The sequence below is a fragment of the Amycolatopsis orientalis DSM 40040 = KCTC 9412 genome, assembly GCF_000478275.1.
Lineage (GTDB): Bacteria > Actinomycetota > Actinomycetes > Mycobacteriales > Pseudonocardiaceae > Amycolatopsis > Amycolatopsis orientalis.
The window spans coordinates 109,756-127,036 of the sequence record NZ_ASJB01000043.1 but is presented as its reverse complement, the minus strand read 5'-3'; the positions used below and the strand labels follow the sequence as shown (position 1 = coordinate 127,036).

The window sequence follows — 17,281 nt, the reverse complement described above, 5'->3', positions numbered from 1 at the left end:
CGGTGGGAGAGCAACGAAGTAGGCGAAGGTCGCGACGGTAACCGGCGCGACACGGACAGTTGCTCCGAACGGCCGTCACGGTGCGATGGTTTCGCGCCGCTTCTCGTGAGTGGTAATGACGGTTCTAACCGTCATTACCACTCACGACCGAGGTGACCGGGCGGCCCGGCTCAGGCCAGCGCGCGATCCAGGTCCGGCTCGAGGTAGATCAGTTTCGCCGTCGGCACCTTCGCGCGCACGCGCGCTTCGGCGTCGTCGATGGCTTGCGCGATCTCGGCGGTCTCCAAACCGGGCACCAGCGCGAGTTTCGCGGCCACCAGCATCTCGTCCGGGCCGATGTACAGCGTCCGGATGTGGATGACCCGCTCGACCTTGCCCGCGGCGAGTTCGTCGACGATCGTGTCAAGGTCGGCCCCGGAGGCGCCCTCGCCGATCAGCAGGCTCTTCATCTCGATGATCAGGATGATCGCGATGACCCCGAGCAGCAGGCCGATCGTGACGGTGCCGATGCCGTCCCACACCGGGTCCCCGGTGACGACCGAAAGGCCGACGCCCGCGAGCGCGAACACGAGGCCGAGCAGCGCGCCCGCGTCCTCCAGCAGCACCACCGGCAGCTCCGGTGTCTTCGCCTGGCGGATGAACGCCCACCAGCCCACGTCGCCCTTGATCTTCTTCGATTCCTGGATCGCGGTGTAGAAGGAGTACGACTCCAGCCCGATCGCGACCACGAGGATGCCGACGGCGACCAGCGGCGAGGTCAGGTCTTCGGGATGCGAGATCTTGTGGATGCCCTCGTACAGCGCGAAGACCGAGCCGAGGCTGAAGAGCATCAGCGCGACGATGAACGAGTAGAAGTACCGGTCGCGGCCGAAGCCGAACGGATGCGTGCGGGTCGCCTTGCGCTGCGAGGTCTTCTGCCCCAGCAGCAGCAGGCCCTGGTTCGAGGTGTCCGCGAGCGAGTGCACGGACTCGGCGAGCATCGAGGACGACCCCGTGATGAGGAAGCCGGTGAACTTCGCGGCCGCGATTCCGGCGTTCGCCACGAGCGCGGCGATGATCGCCTTGGTTCCGCCACCTGCAGACACGTGCAACTCCCCGATAGTGTCCCGATATGCCGGGTTCGAAGGCTAGCAGTGCAGATGAGCCCCGGTGCGCCGGGCGGGACAGGTCACAGAATTGTCGGCACCCCTCGCTAGTCTCGCCCCTCTCATGACCTGGGGAGGTGCCCGTGCCGCGATTCGGCGTGCTCGGACCGTTGACGATCGAGGGCCCGTCCGGGCGGCGCACGACGCCGCGCGGCGATCATCAGCGCACCCTGCTGGCCGTCCTCCTGCTGAACGCGAACTCGTCCGTGCCGGTCGACGTGCTGGTCGAGGCGCTCTGGCCGGAGACGCCGCCCAAGTCCTACGCCTCGAATCTGCACACCTACGTCTCCCGCCTGCGGGCACGGATCGCAGGGCTGGAGATCGAGCGCGATCCGCTCGGCTACCGGCTGGCGGTCGGGCCGGGCGAACTCGATCTGCTGTCCTTCCGCGAGGCCGCCGCGGCGGGGAAGGCGGCGGCCAGGGCGGGTGATCCGGCGGCGGCCGCCGGGCACTATCGCCGCGCGCTCGCGGAATGGCGCGGGCCGGTCCTGTCGGGACTGCACGTCCCCCGGCTCGACGCGGACGTCGCCCGGCTCGAGTCGGAACGTCTCGCCGCCTTCGAGGACTGTGTCGACGCCGAACTGTCCGACGGCAGGCACGGCGAACTCACCGGCGAACTCCAGGCGATGATCACCGAACACCCGTTGCGCGAGCGGCTGGCCGCGCAGCTGATGATCGCGTTGCACCGCGCCGGGCGGCAGGCCGATTCGCTGGCCGTCTACCGCGGTCTGCGCGCCACCCTCGTCGAGGAACTCGGCGTGGAGCCCGGCGCCGAGGTCCGCCGCGTGCACGCCGCCGTGCTGCGCGGGGAGGATCCGGTGCCGGCCACCAAGACGGCGGCGGTCTTCCCGCTCTGCCAGCTCCCGCCGGACATCGCGGATTTCGCCGGCCGCGAGGGCGAGATCGCGCGGCTCTCCGGACTGCTCGGCGACGGCGCGGGCGTCCCGGTCGCGGTGATCACCGGCGAACCCGGCGCCGGCAAGTCGACCCTCGCGGTCAGCACCGCGCACCGGCTGCGCCGGTCCTTTCCGGACGGCCAGCTGTTCGTCCCGCTGGCGGGCGCCTCCTCCCCGCGCGACCTCGCCGACGTCCTCGGTGATCTCCTGCGCGCGCTGGGGGTCACCGGCCCCGCCATCCCGGACGACGTCGAAGCGCGGGCGGCGGTCTACCGCGGCCGCCTCGCCGACAGGCGGGTCCTCGTGGTGCTCGACGACGCCGCGGGCCCGGATCAGATCCGCGCGCTGCTGCCGGGAACGCCGGGCTGCGCCGTGCTGATCACCAGCAGGCAGCGGCTTTCCGGGCTCGCCGGGGCGGATCGCCTCCACCTCGCCCCGCTGTCCGGCGACGAGGCGATGGCCCTGCTGGAGCGGCTGGCCGGGCCGGACCGGGTCGGCGCCGAACGCGCGGACGCGGAGCGGATCGCCAAGGCCTGCGGCAATCTCCCGCTGGCACTGCGGATCGCGGGCAGCAGGCTCGCCATGCGGCCGGGGCTGCCACTGGGGAGACTCGCCGGGAAACTGGAGGACGAGGTCTCGCGCCTCGACGAACTGCGGGTCAGCGATCTCCAGGTCCGGGGCAGTATCGCGTTGAGCTACCAGGCGCTGAGCCCGGCCGCGCGGCGCGCGTTCCGGCTGATCGGCCGGTGCCGCACCCTCGACCTTCCCGCGTGGGCGGTCTCGACCCTCATCAACGACACCGCCGACGAAGAGGCGGAGGAGGCCATCGACGAGCTCGTCGAAGCCAGTCTGCTCGAACCCACCGGTCTCGATCCGACCGGTGAGCAACGGTTCCGAGTGCACGACCTCGTGCGCGTGTTCGCCACCGAACTCGGCAGGGAACAGGAGACCCGTGCCGAACGGGTGGCCACCGTCGCGAAGGTGTCGGACGCGGCGCTGTGCCTCGCCGACACGGCGGCCCGCCGTCTGCCGAGGACGGTGCCGATGCCGCTGTCGGATCAGGATGTGCCCGCGCAACCGCTGGCGCCCGAACTGGTCGAACGGCTGCTGCGCGATCCCGGCGCGTGGTTTTCGGTGGAGCGGGCCAATCTGGTCACCGCCGTGTCGTCGCTGTGCGCCGTGGGCTGGCGGCGGAAAGCGTTGCGGATACTGGAAAGGCTGAGCGCGTATCTGTATCTGCACAGTCATTTCACCGATATGCGGACGGCGTACGAGACCTTGCGCGACGCCGCCCGTGAGGCGGGCGACAGGCATATCGTGGTCATCGCCGAGGCGAATCTGGCGGTGTTGCTGCACGCCCGCGGCGAATACGAACGCGCCGCCGAGGGCTACCGCGAATGCTCGAAGGAATTGGCGGCACTCGGCGACAGTTCCGCGCAGGCGTGGGTCGAGACGAATTTGGCGCACTGCCTCGTCGGTCTCGGCCGGGCCGGGGAATCGCTGCACGCCGCGACCCAGGCGCGCGCACTGTCCACTGTGGAGGAAACCGGGCCGGGGGCGTACGCGCGGCATGCGGAATCCGCCGCGCTGCACCGGCTCGGCAAGGTCACCGAGGCGCTGGAGATCGACCGCAGGATCCTCGCGCACGCCCGCGAACACGGTGACGAACGTCAGCTCGGCGTTGCACTGCAAGGACTTTCGTGGTCCCTGATGCTCGACGGGCGTCCGGAGGAGGCACTGGAGACGATCGAGGAGTCGGTCCGGGTACTGCGCCGGACGACGGCGAAATCGGCGCTGGCGAAGTCGTTGCGCACACAGGGCGCGATCCTCGCGGGAGCCGGACGGCGCGTCGGCGCGGTGAAGGCCTACGAGAACGCGCGGCGGCTGGCGGGCGCCCTCGAAGAACGGCCGCGGGAGCTTTCCTGCACCCGCGCCATCGCGGCGAGCTGGATCGGCGACGGCCAGGCCGATCGCGCGATTCCCGTGCTGCGCCACTGCCTCGACGAATTCCGCGCCATGGGCGGGAAACCCGCGACGGGCCTCACCCTGCACGTGCTGCGCAGGGCGTACGAGGCCGTCGGGGAGACGAAGGCGGCCGAGGCGGCGGGTGAAGAGGCGAAGCGATTGGAAGTCCCCCACGACGCCAACGCTTCGACCCTCGTCCGGTTGCTGTTGTCGCTCACCGAACCCGCCCCGGCCTGACCGGGTGGTGCCCGACCCCTCAGACGAGCACCACCCGGAAATCACTGTGCGGCGAACCGCGGCTCACGCCGGTCCGCGGAGAACCAGGCCAGCACGACCACCAGCGCGCCGTTGGCGGCGGCGTCCCACGCCGACGGCGATGCGGGTTCGAGCCGCGCGACCGCGAACGCGTTGAGCAGGCCGGCGACGGTCAGCATCACGCGGGTGGACTGCGCTCCGGTGGCCACGAGCGCGGCGGTCAGCAGCACCTGCGCGCCGAGGGTGACGAGCACGACCAGCGGGAGGTTCAGCCGGTTCTCCGCCGCGGCGGCGAGACCGTGCAGGCCGGAGCCGGCGGCTTTGACGGACTCGATCACCTCACCGGCGATCCCGGCCATCGCCCGCGCCGAGAGGACCAGGTCCTGGCCGTCCGACAGCAGGCGCACCCTGTCGACGACGGGGACGAGCGCGGTCACCACGGCGAAGCCGAGCGCGGCGAGAAGGACGCCGGGGCGCGCGGGAACCCGCACCCGGTAAGCGCGTCCGCTCGCCGCGTCGGAAGGGGAAGTCACTGCTGGTCACTCCTTGGCTATCGACATCCGGGAGGAGCCGACGCCAAGCGCCGGGTCACCCCTTCGGGCGATAGTCGCGGAACCCACCACACGGAACGCACACACTTCGGCCAAGCACCCCATGCATTTCGTCCTCTGGATGCGGTGGTTGCACGCGCAAGTACCGCATCCAGAGGACGAAATGCATGAAAGGAGGAGGTCAGCAGGTGCCGGCGGTGGCGCGGAAGACCTGGGTGCGTTCACCGGAAAGCGGCTGGACGCGCACGGCGGGATCGGCGGCCGGGAGCCACACCGACTGGCCGCGCCGGAGTTCGACCTGCTCGCCGTCGTCGGCGGTCACCCGCAGGCTGCCCGCGGTGCACAACAGGATCTGCGGCCCGACGTCGTGGACGGCGACCTCGCCGTCGTCCCCGGCTTCCCATTCGATCCGTGACAGCTCGAATTCGGGCGCGTCGGTGCGGTACACCGACATCCGCGCCTCCTGTTCGCCGCTCTGGACCGGCATCTCACCGCACGCGAAGTCGACGACGCGCAGCAACTCCGGCACGTCGACGTGCTTCGGGGTCAGCCCGCAGCGCAGGATGTTGTCCGAGTTCGCGAGGATCTCGACGGCGGTGCCGTGCAGGTACAGGTGCAGGTTCCCGGCGGGCAGGTAGATCGCCTCGCCCGCGCTGAGGGTGAGCCGGTTGAGCAGCAGCGCGGCGAGCACGCCCGCGTCCCGCGGATGCGATTCGCCGAGTTCCAGGATGGTCCGGCATTCGACGTCGAACTCGCCGCGTTCCTGCACGTGTTTCACGCACGAATCGAGGACCTCGGGCAGCAGCTCGTCGAGCGCCGCCTGCGGCAGCGTGATCCAGGTGGTGAACAGCGCGCGCAGCCCGGCGGGATCCGGCTGGGCCTCCAGCAGCACCGCGTACTTCGCCAAACCGGGCGTTTCGATCGCCTTCAGCAGCGAGATCGTGCGCTCCGGGTCGCGGAAGCCCGCCAGCGCGTGGAACTCCGTCAGCGCGCAGACGAGTTCCGGCTTCGCCGTCGGATCCGGGTAGTTGCGGTTCGAGGCGTCGCGCGGGATCCCGGCCGACTCCTCGCGCGCGTACCCCTCCGCCGCCTGCGCGGCCGACGGGTGCGCCTGCATCGAAAGCGGCTCCTCGGCGGCGAGGATCTTCAGCAGGAACGGCAGCCTGCCGCCCCAGCGGTCGGCGCAGCTCGTGCCGAGCTGGCCGACGGGATCGGCTTCGACGAGCTCCAGCAGGCTCCGCTCGGTGCCGTCCGGGCCGATGACGTGGGACGGGTCGCCGGGGTGGGCGCCCATCCACAGTTCCGCCTCCGGATGCGGCGCCGGCACCGGACGCCCCAGCAGCTCGGGGATCGTCGTTCTCGATCCCCATGCGTAGGGCCGCACGGCATTGCGCAGCAGCTCCACTGTCACCTCAACTCCTCGCCGGGCACGGGTGGTGCCGGCCCTCATCCTTCACGTCGCGCGCGGGGCTCACGCCGTTGCAGGCGTGTACCTCCCGGCGCCGCCGATGCTGCCGACGGCCAGCCCCAGATAGACCGCAGCCAGCTCGAAACGCAGCGCGAGAACGGCCGCACGCACGATCTCGTCCGTTTCGATCTCTTCGGCCGGGGCGAGCACTTCCGAACCGGGCAGCAGGTCTTCCGCCTGGTAGCGGGCCGCCTCCGTGGCGGGCCCCGTCCGAACCGAGAGGAGCAACACCCTCGGCGCCAAGCCGACCCCCTCCTCCGGGTCCGCGAAGATATCGCGCTCCGCGCCCCCGGACAACGCCGCACGCCGCAAAGCGGGCCTGGCCAGCGCCTGGCGGTAGTCCTCCACGTCACAGACGAGTGCCGCGTGGGCGGCGAAAGCGTGGGCCGCGTGCTCGCCGACGGCGACCGCGACCGGGTCCAGCCCCCACAGGAGCGGCTGCCGATCGGCCAGCTTCAGCGCCATCGCCTTGGCCGGATTCGCGAACGAATCCCTCGCCAGGTAGTCCTTTTCGGCTTCCGCGTCGAGGTGATCGGCCAGCTGCTCCAGGTCGGCCACCAGCAGGCCGAGGGCGTTCGCGGTGAGCAGCGCGGCGGCGAGCCCTCGGGGGAAGGCCATCTCCGGCGGCACCGGGAGCCTCGGCGCGAGCAGCAGCCCCTTGCCCGCGATGGCGGCCGCGACCGGCCCTTCGGCGGGGGCGGACAGCACGACGCGCGCGCCGAACCGGGCGGCGCGTTCCAGCGAGGCGGCCAGTTCGCGGTCACCGGCGTCGTCGGTGTGCGCGAAGACGACGTCGAGCGCGCCGATCCAGCTGGGCACGACCTCGGCGACCACCACCGGCACCGGGCACGACGGGGTCAACAGCGCGGCGACCAGCCTGGTCAGCGTCCGGCTGACGCCGGGCCGGTCGATCAGGACGAGCGAGCGCGGGCGTCCGACGTCGAGGCGATCGCTCAACTCGATTTCGGCCGCCGCTTCGGCTGTCGCCCTGACCTGGGCGCCGGCCATCGCGGCGGCACGGAGAAGCCCCGCGCTGTCGGCCTCGGCCAGCCTCGCGGGATCGTCGAGCAGGGAATCGTCAGGGACCGTCGGCATGAGCGCCATCCGGGGTCGTGGGCTCGGTGGCTTCGTCCAGCAACAGTACCGGGATTCCATCACGGACCGGATACACGCGACCACATTCCGTGCAGGTCAGCGCATCGGCCTCCGGATCAGCCGTCGTCCCCGTCCGCAGCGGCGCGTGGTCGGGGGATGGGCAGGCCAGGATCTCCAGCAGCTGTGCGTCAAGCGTGACGGCCATGATTACTCCCTACCTGTGGGTACGTCGTGGATGCCACCGTCGAGACCAAGTGATGTCCCTATGTGTGTTTTCACGACACATTCGTTACCCACGGACTATCGCCAGTACGTCTTCGGTCAGCGCCCGGACGGCCTCGGCGTCGGCGGCCTCGACGTTCAGGCGGAGCAGCGGCTCGGTGTTGGACGGGCGGAGGTTGAACCAGCCGCCGCCGGGAAGCTGCACGGTGAGCCCGTCCAGCTCGTCGATCTCGACGCCGTCACGCGCACCGAAGGCGTCCTTGACCGCGATCATGCGCGCGACCTGGTCGTCGACGGTCGAGTTGATCTCGCCGGAGGCCGCGTAGCGCGAGTACTCGGCGGTCAGCTCGGACAGCGGGCCCGTCTGCTCGCCGAGGGCGGCGAGGACGTGCAGCGCGGCCAGCATGCCGGTGTCGGCGCGCCAGAAGTCACGGAAGTAGTAGTGCGCGGAGTGCTCGCCACCGAAGATCGCGCCGGTCTTGGCCATCTCGGCCTTGATGAACGAGTGCCCGACCCGGGTGCGCACCGGTTTGCCGCCGTGCTCGGCGACGATCTCGGGAACGCCCTTCGACGTGATGAGGTTGTGGATGATGGTGCCGCCCGGCTCCTTCTCCAGCTCACGGATGGCGACCAGCGCGGTGATGGCGCTCGGCGACACCGGCTCGCCGCGCTCGTCGACGACGAAGCAGCGGTCCGCGTCGCCGTCGAAGGCCAGGCCGGCGTCGGCGCCTTCTTCGCGCACCTTCGCCTGGAGGTCGACGAGGTTCTTCGGGTCGAGCGGGTTGGCCTCGTGGTTCGGGAAGGAGCCGTCGAGCTCGAAGTACATCGGCACGATCTCGATGGGCAGGCCCGCGAAGACGGTGGGCACGGTGTGGCCGCCCATGCCGTTGCCCGCGTCGACGACGACCTTCAGCGGACGGCTGCCCGAGAGGTCGACGAGCTTGCGCAGGTATGCCGCGTAGTCGGCGAGGACGTCCTTCTCGGTGACCGAACCGCGCTGGCCCGCGAAGGCGGGGACGCCCTGCTCGACGGTGTCGCGGATCTCCGCGAGACCGGAGTCCTGGCCGACCGGCGCCGCACCCGAGCGACACAGCTTGATGCCGTTGTACTTCGCCGGGTTGTGGCTGGCGGTGAACATGGCGCCCGGCAGGTTCAGCGACCCGGACGCGAAGTAGAGCTGGTCGGTGCTGGCGAGGCCGATCGTCACGACGTCGAGGCCCTGCGAGGTCACGCCGTCGGCGAAGGCGGCGGACAGCTCCGGCGAGGAGTCGCGCATGTCGTGGCCGATGACGATCGCGTCCGACTCGGCCTTGATCAACAGGGCGAACGCCGAACCGAGGTCGCGGACGAGTGCCACGTCCAGCTGTTCACCGACCACGCCGCGAATGTCGTAGGCCTTCACGATGCCCGAAAGGTCTGGCACGCCTGCTCCCCGCCAATAGTCTCGTTACAACGCCCTCTGGCGCGCTCGAAAGCCTACCGGCGAGCCCTCGCGTCAGGCGCGGCCGGGCAGGACGCGCAGGTGGCCGCGCCTGCCCGAGGGGCCTTCGGGTTCGGGGTCCGGCGCGGGCTTGTCCGAGCGGCCCGCTTCGCGGACGGCCTCGGCCAGCGCTGTCAGCTCGTCGGCGGACGGGTCGGGGGCGGCGAAGGCCCCCTCGTGCCGGACGACTTCCCAGCCCTTGGGCACGGTCAGCCGCAGGGCGTGGGCTTCGCAGAGGTCATAGGAGTGCGGCTCGCTCGCGGTGGCCAGTGGCCCCACGACGGCTGTCGAATCGCTATAGGCATACGTGAGCGTGGCGACAGCGGGTTCGAGACAACCCGTTCGCGAACACTTTCGTACGCTCCGCACGATCGAGAACGATAGCGCGTCGCGGGCCCGGCGTACCGGCGACACGCGCTTCGACTCGCCGAGCGCGTACCCTACGGATCGTGGCGACGGCTCGTGATTCCCGACAGCGACGGCGGATGCGCCGGGACCGGCACGGCCGGGGCCTGCGCGGAGCGCTGTATCCGTCGACCCTTCCCGCGGCCGCCAGCAGGGCGGAAAGGTTCGACGCGCTGGTTTTGGACGCGCTCGAACCGATCGAAGCGCGCTGGCGGCACGAGCTGACGAAGCTCGACGTCGCCGTCGACGACGTCCCCGAAGTTCGCTCGGATGGAGCACCGAGCGGAGTGGACGGCGTGTTGCACGACGGCGCCGTCCCGCTCTCGCGCCTCGTCCCCGCCGGCGTCGACCGCGCGGGCCTGCCGACGCGCGCCCGCATCGTCCTCTACCGCCGCCCCCTCGAAGCGCGCGCGAAGGACCCGGGCGAACTCGCGGAACTCGTGCACGACGTCCTCGTGGAACAGGTCGCGGGCTATCTCGGCGTCGAACCCGACGTCATCGAAGGCGAATAACCCGCCCGCCCTACCCCAGCGCCACTACCCCAGCCCCCGCCCTTCCCCGGGGGGCGTCCCCAGCCCAGCGTACCGCGAGGGACCGACGGGACCTGCGAAAACGGGGCTGAAGCGCTGAGTTGCCCACAACCGAGCCGACCTGTGGACAACTCCGCCGCGCAGGTGCTCATGCTGGTGCCGGTGTCCCCAATGTGGCATTGGGGACCTTCAGCGTCCCCAACGCCACATTGGGGACACCGGAGCCCAACACGCAAGGAGAAGGCCGACGTCGCAAGGAGCCCAGCCTCAAGAAAGCGAAGGGCGCCGCCGCGTAGGTACAGCGGTCAGCAGCGTGAACAGCACCGCCGCCACCTGCGCGAGCAGCAGCAGGTTCCGCGTGGTGCCCTGGTGCTCCACCACCACCTCCGAAGGCTGCGGAGGCACCGAGACGGCGACCTGGTGGCCCCAAGCCCGCACGATCGGCACCGCCTTACCGTCCACACTCGCCTGCCAGCCCGCCTCGAACTCCGCGGCCAGCACGAGCAGCCGCCCGGTCGGCCCCTCCGACACGCGCACCCGCACGTCCGGCAGCCCGGCCTGCACCGGCGCCACCCCGGGCGACGCCCCCGGCGCGCCCTTCCCGGTCACGGCCGCCTGCGCCAGTTCCGGCGAGATCAGCGCGACCTGCCCGGCGGCCGGCAGCAACCGCAGGACCGGACGGCCGTCCGAGGTCGGCGCGGCAGGCGCGACCAGGTCCGGCGCGAGCGCGGTCAGGCCGTTCACCCCGGCGGGCAGCACGACGTACTGCACCCCGGAGGCCGCGGCCGCCGCGAAGGCCTGCTTGACCGCGTCCGGCGAGCCCTGCAGCAGGTCCCGGCGCCACGCGGCCAGCCGGTCGGCGCTGCCGGGCGTCGGGGCGAGTTCGTCGTCGCCGTAAGACGGCAACCGCCCGCCGGTCTGCCGGACGGGTTCCCCGATCACCAGCACCGAGCGCCCGTTCGCGGCCAGTTCCGCCGAGATCTCCGGAGCCAGCGCGGGCCGGGCACCCGACCTCAGCGGACCTTCCCGGCCCGCGACGACGGCGCCGGTCGCCAGCGCCAGCAGCACGAGCACCCCGGCCACGGCCGTGACCTTCGCCAGCCACGGCGCCGGTTCGACGCTCACCCCGCCCCGCCGCCAGGTCGCCAGCACCGTCCACAACAGTCCCGCGGAGATCACCAGCAACGGCACCCCGGCGTACCCGGTCGCGTGCGCGCCGCCCGACATCGGCGTCACCGCCACGAACCGCACGGCCACGAGCCCGAGTACGCCCAGCGCGACGACCGCGACGCCGGCGCCGGCGCCCTTCGACGGCCGGATCACCAGCGCGACGATCGCGGCCGCGACCAGCACCACCCCGATCGGCCAGGCGCCGGGACCGCCGGGATCCAGCCCGGCGAGATCGGCCCCGGAGGCGGCCGTGGCGGCGCCGCCGAGTCCGTGCAGCAGCAGTTCCGGATTCCTCAACAGCACGCTCGGCCACGGCAGCAGCAGCGCCAGCGGCAGGAAGACCACGATGCCGACCGACGCGATCCGCCGCGCCAGCCCGGTCGGCGAAGGCAGCACGACGAACCCGATCACCAGGCCGACCAGCGCCAGCGCGTGCGCCAGCGGCGAGAACGCGCCGATCAGCGCCAGCCCGATCGCGCTCAGCGCGGAAACGTGCAGCCACCGCGAGTCCGCGCGGACGAGCAGGCCAACGATGCCCGCGATCACCAACGGCAACAGCAGATGCACGACGACGACGTCGAGCCGTCCTTGCGCGACCGAAGCCGTGGCGGCGGGAACCACGCCGTACGCCGCCGCGACGACGGCACGCACCCATCGACGCACCCGAAGGTGCCGAGTGGCCACGTACGCGCTCAGCGCGGCGAGCGGGATGTCACCGATGAGCAGGATCGCGACCAGCGCCGCGGGTCCGCCGATCGGCGTGAAGAGCGCGCCGAGGGTGCCCAGCACCGGCAGCGTCGCGGGCGCGGGACTCGCCGTGCCGCCCGCGATCGCGTGCCACGGCGCGAGATACGACGACCAGATCTCGCCGAGCCCGCCGACCGGCAGCAGTTTCCCGCCGAAGAGGTCCAGCCCGAGCCGCGAACCGTTGACCACGAAGGCGAGCGCCGTCAGCACGACGAGCATCAGCACCGGCGGGGCGAACACGGTCGCGCCGAGCACCCGCTTCCGGTCGACCTCGACGAAGACGAGTTCCGGCTCCGGACGGCTCCCGCCGTCGCGCGGCACCGGCGACGGCTTCGACAGTTTCGGCCTGCCCGCGACGGGTTCTTCGGCGGCCTCGGGGACCGCGACCGCGACGACCGCGCTGGGCCGTCGCAGCCCTGTGCCCCGTGAGCCGACACCCCGCATCGCCCCGGCGGGCAGCGCGCCCGGGCCGACAGGACGGTCTCTCCCCGCCTTCACCGCTTCCGGCGGGATCCAGGCGCCCTCCTGATCGGCGGTCTCCGGCACGGTCCCGAGCGCGAAATCCCGTTCGACACCACGCCGGACAAGACCGACGACACCCGCGCGGACCGCGTTGCGCACCCGCGTCATCCGTCCGGTGAAGAGACCGCGGACCGCTCCGGGCCCGCCGCCCTCCCGGCGTTCGGCGCGGGCCGCCCGCAATCCACCGCGACCACGCAGCAGGTGCCAGGTCGCCGCGAGTTCCGCGCCCGCCTCACCGGTCCGGCGCAGCAACAGGAACGCGAGCGCGCGCAGCACCGCGAAGAACGGGATTCGAAGAAGGCCGAACCAAAACGACGGCGCGGAACAATTGACCAGGAACACCCGGAGGCCGTGCACGCGGTTGGCCGTGGCGAGCGACATCCCGAGCGCGTCCGGTTTCCGCTGCCCGGTACTGAGCGCACGGGCGTGCCGGAGCCGGGCCGAAGGCACGGAAAGCACGCGGCCGCCCGCGGCGTTGGCCCGCCAGCCGAAGTCGAGATCCTCACGCAGCAAGGGAAATCCCGGATCGTAGCCGCCGAGGTCGTGCCAGGTTTCCCGGCGCACCAGCGTTCCCGCGCTCGGCACGGCGAGCACCGCGGTGGCGGTCTCTTCCGGCGAGATCTGCTGCCGATGGCCGATGGCGTCGGTCGACAACCCGGCTTCGACGATCAGTCGCGGGTCGCTCCAGTCCACCGCGAGCGGGCCGAGCACCGTCGCCGCGGGCTCGTTTTCGGCCGCTGCCAACAGGTTTTCGAGACAGTCGGGTTCCGGCGCGCAGTCGTCGTGCAGCAGCCAGACCCAGCCGCCGGGATCACCCCAGCGTTCGACGGCGTGCTCGACGGCCTCACCGACGGCGGCACCAAAGCCCACGTCATCCGAAAGTGTGAGAATCCCGTCCAGGACCGGAGCCTCGTCCGGACCTCCGACGACGCCTTCGGGCGCGGCCGCTTCGGCGAGGATCTTGGCCGTCCGGTCGGTGGATCCGGTGTCGACGGCCAGCACGTGCCGGGGCCGCACCCCGCTGCGCCGCAGCGCGGAAAGCGCCAGTGGCAACCAGTTCTCGCCGTTGTGACAGACCACAATGGCCAGAACGGGGACCGTGCGCAGTGCGGGTGAGGCGGCAGTGCGGGACAACGGGCACTCCAGATGTGGCGGCGAAGTCGAGTGCCGCCACCCTACGACGCGACCCTGTCACCCGTTGGTGGCCCCACTGTGTGGAACAAGAACCGTGGAACAAGGACTGTGGAACTGGGACTGTGTTGAACCAGGCCCGGCAGGAAGCGATCTCCGGCGCACGGGGGGTGCCGGAGATCGCTGTCACACAGCTCGTTTCTTCAGTTTCCTACGCTCGCGTTCGGAGAGCCCGCCCCAAATACCGAACCGCTCGTCATGCGCGAGGGCGTACTCGAGGCACTCGTCCTTGACCTCGCAACCGAGGCAGATCCGCTTGGCTTCGCGGGTGGAGCCGCCCTTCTCCGGGAAGAACGCCTCCGGGTCCGTCTGCGCGCAGAGGGCCCGTTCCTGCCAGTCCTGCTCTTCCGCGGAGGCATCGTCGAAAAGTTCGGTGAGATCTCCCAGTTGCTGCTCCGGGACCTCGCCCCAACCCACGACTTGCCCCCATTCCCTTCCATCTGCTTCCAACCGCACGTCCGCCTCCTCGCTGTCCACGCACTCCCCAGGCTGGCGGTGTTGAAACACCATCCGCCGCCCCCTTCCAGCGACGAATGACATCACTGTGATTACACCCGTGTAGTGCGGTCAGGTCAAGCGGAGTAGCGAGTTCGGGGGATACCTCGGCCTCATCGCGCAAGGGGACACGCCGAGAACTTCACATCGGGCATACGGAAGACTGGAGGGGTGCAGAGATCAGCAGTGCGGCCAAGCCCGATCTTCCTCGGCATCCTCGCGGTCACCGTCCTGGGCGGTGTACTGGCGGCTTTCGGTGACGCGACCACGCTTTCCAGCCAGAAGTACGACCCGTTGCTCGTCGCCGGGGTGGTGCTGCTCGTCGCCGGCGGCTGGGTGGCGTCGCTGACGCTGCACGAGTTCGGGCACGCGATCGTGGCCTTCCGCGGCGGTGACCACAGCGTCGCCCACAAGGGTTACCTCTCCATGGACGTCCGGAAATACACGGATCCGGCACTGTCCATCATCCTGCCGTTGGTATTCCTCATCATCGGCGGCATCCCGCTGCCGGGTGGCGCGGTCTGGATCGAACACGGGCGCCTGCGGTCCCGCGGCGTCCAGTCGTGGGTGTCGCTCGCCGGGCCACTGAGCAACCTCGCCGTCGGCGTGGCGCTGACGCTCGTCGTCGCGCTGGTGCCGATGTCGAGCGGGCTGGTGATCGGGCTCTCGTTCCTGGCGCTGCTTCAGATCGTCACGTTCATCCTGAACATCCTGCCGATCCCCGGCCTCGACGGCTGGGGCGCGATCGAGCCGTACCTTTCGCCCGGCGCGCGCGAGTTCGGCGCGAAGGCCCGGCCGTGGGCGCCGCTCGTGCTGTTCGGCGTGCTGTTCCTCGTGGACGAAGCGAGCCGCCTGTTGTGGCGAGCGTCCTTCGCGATCTTCGACGCCGTCGGCGGCTACACGCTCGCCGCGCAGTACGGACAGGTCGCGTTCATGTTCTGGAAGTAGTTTTCAGGCGCCGTCGGGGTGCTCGGTGAACCACTGGTGCGCCCGCTTCCAGACGCGTTTGAGGCCGGACCGCTCGCCGAAGTAGTCGCCCGCCATGCCGACCACCGGCAGTTTCCCGAGCACCCGGTGGAAAAGACGGCCGTGCGGGCGCTTCTCCAGTTCGTCGACGATGGCCAGCAGCCCGCGGCCGAGTCGCCACAGGGTGCCCGCAGCCGCCTTGAAGGTGATCTTGCCGTGCTTCTTCTTCGCGTCGTCGAGTTCTTCGGTGAGCTTCGCCGCTTCGTCGTCTTCGGCGGCCTTGTCGTGTTCGGCGTGTTTACCCGCGGCGATCACCGGATCGATGTCGCGTTCGAAGAGCACCCACGCGATCAGCCGGACGCGGGCGCCGACGTCGGTCACGCCGTACTCCCCCGCGATCGCGCACAGCAGGACTCCTTGGGACGCGGAGCCGAGCGCGTCCTGGACGGGCAGCCTGTCGGCGAGCGCGCCGCCGAGACCGGGGATCGCGGTGATCAGCGCGGTGACCCGGCCGACCCGGTTCACCCACCAGTTGGTCCGCTGGTAGTTCGACATCTCCGCCCAGGCCGCGGTGCCGGGCACCTTCACCGAGGTGATCCCGTCGAGCAGCTTGTCCTTGAGTTTGGGCTCGACGCCTTCCAGCGCGTCCTCGCGCCGTCCCCTGGCCTGCAGGCCGAACGGATCCGCGTCGCGCAGCGCGTCGACCATCGGACCGCAGGCGCGGACGAACGGCCGCAGCACCGCCACGACCTGGCGATCCGAAATCGCTTCACCCATTTTTGACTCCCTTGCCCGCCTTCGCCGCCGTGCCCAGGCCACCGCCCAGTACCAGCGCGCCCGGCAGTGCCCCGCCGCCGATCAGCAGCAGCGCCCGCCAGTCCTGTACCAGCACCAGATCACCACCCGGACCCGTCACGCCCATCCCGAGTACGACTAGTACCCAGACGAGCAGCGGAATCACCGAAAAGGACGGACGGATCACTTTCGCGGTCGTCCGCACCAGCAGTGGTGTGGTGAGCACGGCGAGCACCACGGTCACCGGCATCGGCGCGTCCCCGAGCTTCGGCAGCACGATGCCGTCGAGCCGGAGCGGCAGGAAGAACAGTTCGAGCAGCCCGAGCAGGAACGCGTCGAAGCACAGCAGGACCAGCAGCCCACGCTGGTACGCCGTGAGCGGCTGGGGCGTGACCGTCACTTCGCGAGTCCTCCGAACAGGTCGGCCGCGGCACCTTCGACCGGTCCGTGGGCGAGCACGAAGTACTCGTTCGGGGTGATCGGCTGCGCGACGTCGTTGCTCAGCGCGAAGTGGTCGGCGAGCCTCGGCGGAGCGGGCACGCTCACCTGGGTCTCGTGCGCCCGCAGCGCGGCGACCTTCGCCGGGAGATACGCGGAGACGTCGAGGACGGTGGTGATCGTCTCGTCCGGCGTCACCGGCAGTTCGCCGTCTTCGGGGACCTTGAACGGTGACCGCCCGCGCAACGCGGCGAGCCCGGCGGCGACGGCGTCGCGCGAAGAAACCGTGTGGAACACCCGTTCGACCGACGCGGCCTTCGGCGCGGCGGCCATCGTGATCTCGTGCGCGCGGATGTGGTCGGGATGCCCGTAACCCCCGAAAGCGTCATAAGTGACCACGACCTGAGGACGGACGTCGTCGAGGATCTCGGCGAGCTGAGCCACCTGCTCCTCGATGTCGCCGCCGGAGAACGCGCGCGGATGGGCCGCGGACGGTGTCCCGGCCATCCCCGAGTCGCGCCAGCGGCCGATGCCGCCGAGATACCGGTGCCGCGAGACGCCGAGCGCGGCGCACGCCGACTCCAGTTCGCCCGCGCGGTACCCGCCGAGCTGGTCGGAAGCCCACGAACCGAGCCCGCCGAGAAGCGGCGGGATGATTTCGCCTTCCTCACCGAGCGTGCAGGTGACGACGGTCACGTCGGCGCCTTCGGCCGCGTAACGCGCGATGGTGCCGCCGGTGGTGAGGCTTTCGTCGTCCGGATGGGCGTGCACCAGCAGCACTTTGGCCTGAGCGGAGATCACGGCTTGAAGACTAATTCGAACACGGCGGGCTTTCCTTTATAGGGTGTCGGGAACGGAAGCCGCAGAGCACCGACCTTAGTCGGGCGACTCTCGGTTATCCTCGCGCGAGTCACGGCCCTTGCGCCGTGACCATATGTACCCCCA

At 70.8% G+C, this 17,281-nt stretch carries 15 protein-coding genes; 3 read left to right on the top strand and 12 right to left on the bottom strand.

The annotated features are described in order from the left end of the window. Positions 1-170: 170 nt before the first annotated feature. A complete protein-coding gene (locus tag L324_RS12480) occupies positions 171-1,085 on the bottom strand; it encodes a cation diffusion facilitator family transporter (RefSeq protein WP_037306561.1) in 915 nt (304 codons plus the stop codon). Positions 1,086-1,228: 143 nt separating this feature from the next. Here L324_RS12480 and L324_RS12475 point away from each other — a divergent pair, with 143 nt between their 5' ends. Beyond that, entirely contained in the window at positions 1,229-4,243 is a 3,015-nt protein-coding gene (locus tag L324_RS12475; RefSeq protein ID WP_037306560.1) for an AfsR/SARP family transcriptional regulator, read from the top strand. Positions 4,244-4,284: 41 nt separating this feature from the next. On the opposite strand, the gene L324_RS12470 is transcribed toward L324_RS12475, so the two are convergent. The 6 genes from L324_RS12470 to L324_RS12445 all read right to left on the bottom strand — a co-directional run bounded on the left by L324_RS12470 (position 4,285) and on the right by L324_RS12445 (position 9,446). Further along, a complete protein-coding gene (locus tag L324_RS12470) occupies positions 4,285-4,794 on the bottom strand; it encodes a hypothetical protein (RefSeq protein WP_037306558.1) in 510 nt (169 codons plus the stop codon). Between the two features lie 199 nt (positions 4,795-4,993). Beyond that, a complete protein-coding gene (gene manA, locus L324_RS12465) occupies positions 4,994-6,217 on the bottom strand; it encodes a mannose-6-phosphate isomerase, class I (RefSeq protein ID WP_037306557.1) in 1,224 nt (407 codons plus the stop codon). Positions 6,218-6,283: 66 nt separating this feature from the next. After that, complete coding sequence (locus tag L324_RS12460; protein WP_037306830.1) at positions 6,284-7,375, bottom strand: hypothetical protein; 1,092 nt, start codon at positions 7,373-7,375, stop codon at positions 6,284-6,286. Further along, positions 7,359-7,580: a Trm112 family protein gene (locus tag L324_RS12455; protein WP_005150815.1), complete on the bottom strand. Its 222-nt coding sequence runs from the start codon at positions 7,578-7,580 to the stop codon at positions 7,359-7,361. The genes L324_RS12460 and L324_RS12455 overlap by 17 nt, the downstream gene beginning before the upstream one ends. An 84-nt stretch (positions 7,581-7,664) precedes the next feature. Further along, positions 7,665-9,020: a phosphomannomutase/phosphoglucomutase gene (locus tag L324_RS12450; RefSeq protein WP_037306556.1), complete on the bottom strand. Its 1,356-nt coding sequence runs from the start codon at positions 9,018-9,020 to the stop codon at positions 7,665-7,667. Between the two features lie 72 nt (positions 9,021-9,092). Beyond that, positions 9,093-9,446 (bottom strand): DUF3499 domain-containing protein, encoded by a 354-nt coding sequence (locus tag L324_RS12445; protein WP_074038239.1) that lies wholly within the window; start codon positions 9,444-9,446, stop codon positions 9,093-9,095. 116 nt (positions 9,447-9,562) lie between these two features. Between L324_RS12445 and L324_RS12440 the strand changes: the two genes are divergently transcribed. Next, on the top strand, positions 9,563-9,994 hold the full coding sequence (locus L324_RS12440) for a metallopeptidase family protein (RefSeq protein ID WP_037306554.1): 432 nt from the start codon (positions 9,563-9,565) through the stop codon (positions 9,992-9,994). 285 nt (positions 9,995-10,279) lie between these two features. Here the strand turns inward: L324_RS12440 and L324_RS12435 are convergent, their stop codons facing one another. Both L324_RS12435 and L324_RS12430 read right to left on the bottom strand, forming a co-directional pair. After that, positions 10,280-13,585: a glycosyltransferase family 2 protein gene (locus tag L324_RS12435; RefSeq protein ID WP_037306553.1), complete on the bottom strand. Its 3,306-nt coding sequence runs from the start codon at positions 13,583-13,585 to the stop codon at positions 10,280-10,282. A gap of 183 nt (positions 13,586-13,768) precedes the next feature. Continuing rightward, positions 13,769-14,152 carry a WhiB family transcriptional regulator gene (locus L324_RS12430; protein WP_007028952.1) on the bottom strand — a complete coding sequence of 128 codons (384 nt, stop codon included), beginning with the start codon at positions 14,150-14,152 and terminating at the stop codon, positions 13,769-13,771. Between the two features lie 171 nt (positions 14,153-14,323). Here L324_RS12430 and L324_RS12425 point away from each other — a divergent pair, with 171 nt between their 5' ends. Continuing rightward, a complete protein-coding gene (locus L324_RS12425; protein ID WP_037306552.1) occupies positions 14,324-15,085 on the top strand; it encodes a site-2 protease family protein in 762 nt (253 codons plus the stop codon). Positions 15,086-15,088: 3 nt separating this feature from the next. On the opposite strand, the gene L324_RS12420 is transcribed toward L324_RS12425, so the two are convergent. From L324_RS12420 to mshB, 3 genes are read right to left on the bottom strand one after another with little or no spacing between them, the layout of a single operon-like run. Next, complete coding sequence (locus tag L324_RS12420; protein ID WP_037306551.1) at positions 15,089-15,880, bottom strand: hypothetical protein; 792 nt, start codon at positions 15,878-15,880, stop codon at positions 15,089-15,091. Beyond that, the gene (locus L324_RS12415; RefSeq protein WP_037306549.1) at positions 15,873-16,298 is read right to left on the bottom strand and encodes a hypothetical protein; all 426 of its coding nucleotides are present in this window, start codon (positions 16,296-16,298) and stop codon (positions 15,873-15,875) included. Before L324_RS12415 ends, L324_RS12420 begins: the two co-directional genes overlap by 8 nt. Next, positions 16,295-17,137 carry an N-acetyl-1-D-myo-inositol-2-amino-2-deoxy-alpha-D-glucopyranoside deacetylase gene (mshB, locus tag L324_RS12410; RefSeq protein ID WP_037306548.1) on the bottom strand — a complete coding sequence of 281 codons (843 nt, stop codon included), beginning with the start codon at positions 17,135-17,137 and terminating at the stop codon, positions 16,295-16,297. Before mshB ends, L324_RS12415 begins: the two co-directional genes overlap by 4 nt. Between the last annotated feature and the right edge of the window lie 144 nt (positions 17,138-17,281).

Excerpts from the sequence above, each read along its gene's own strand:
- L324_RS12455 (WP_005150815.1), bottom strand. The coding sequence starts at position 7,580 with ATGGCCGTCACGCTTGACGCACAGCTGCTGGAGATCCTGGCCTGCCCA.
- L324_RS12460 (WP_037306830.1), bottom strand. The coding sequence starts at position 7,375 with ATGCCGACGGTCCCTGACGATTCCCTGCTCGACGATCCCGCGAGGCTG.
- L324_RS12420 (WP_037306551.1), bottom strand. The coding sequence starts at position 15,880 with ATGGGTGAAGCGATTTCGGATCGCCAGGTCGTGGCGGTGCTGCGGCCG.
- L324_RS12440 (WP_037306554.1), top strand. The coding sequence starts at position 9,563 with ATGCGCCGGGACCGGCACGGCCGGGGCCTGCGCGGAGCGCTGTATCCG.
- L324_RS12430 (WP_007028952.1), bottom strand. The coding sequence starts at position 14,152 with ATGGTGTTTCAACACCGCCAGCCTGGGGAGTGCGTGGACAGCGAGGAG.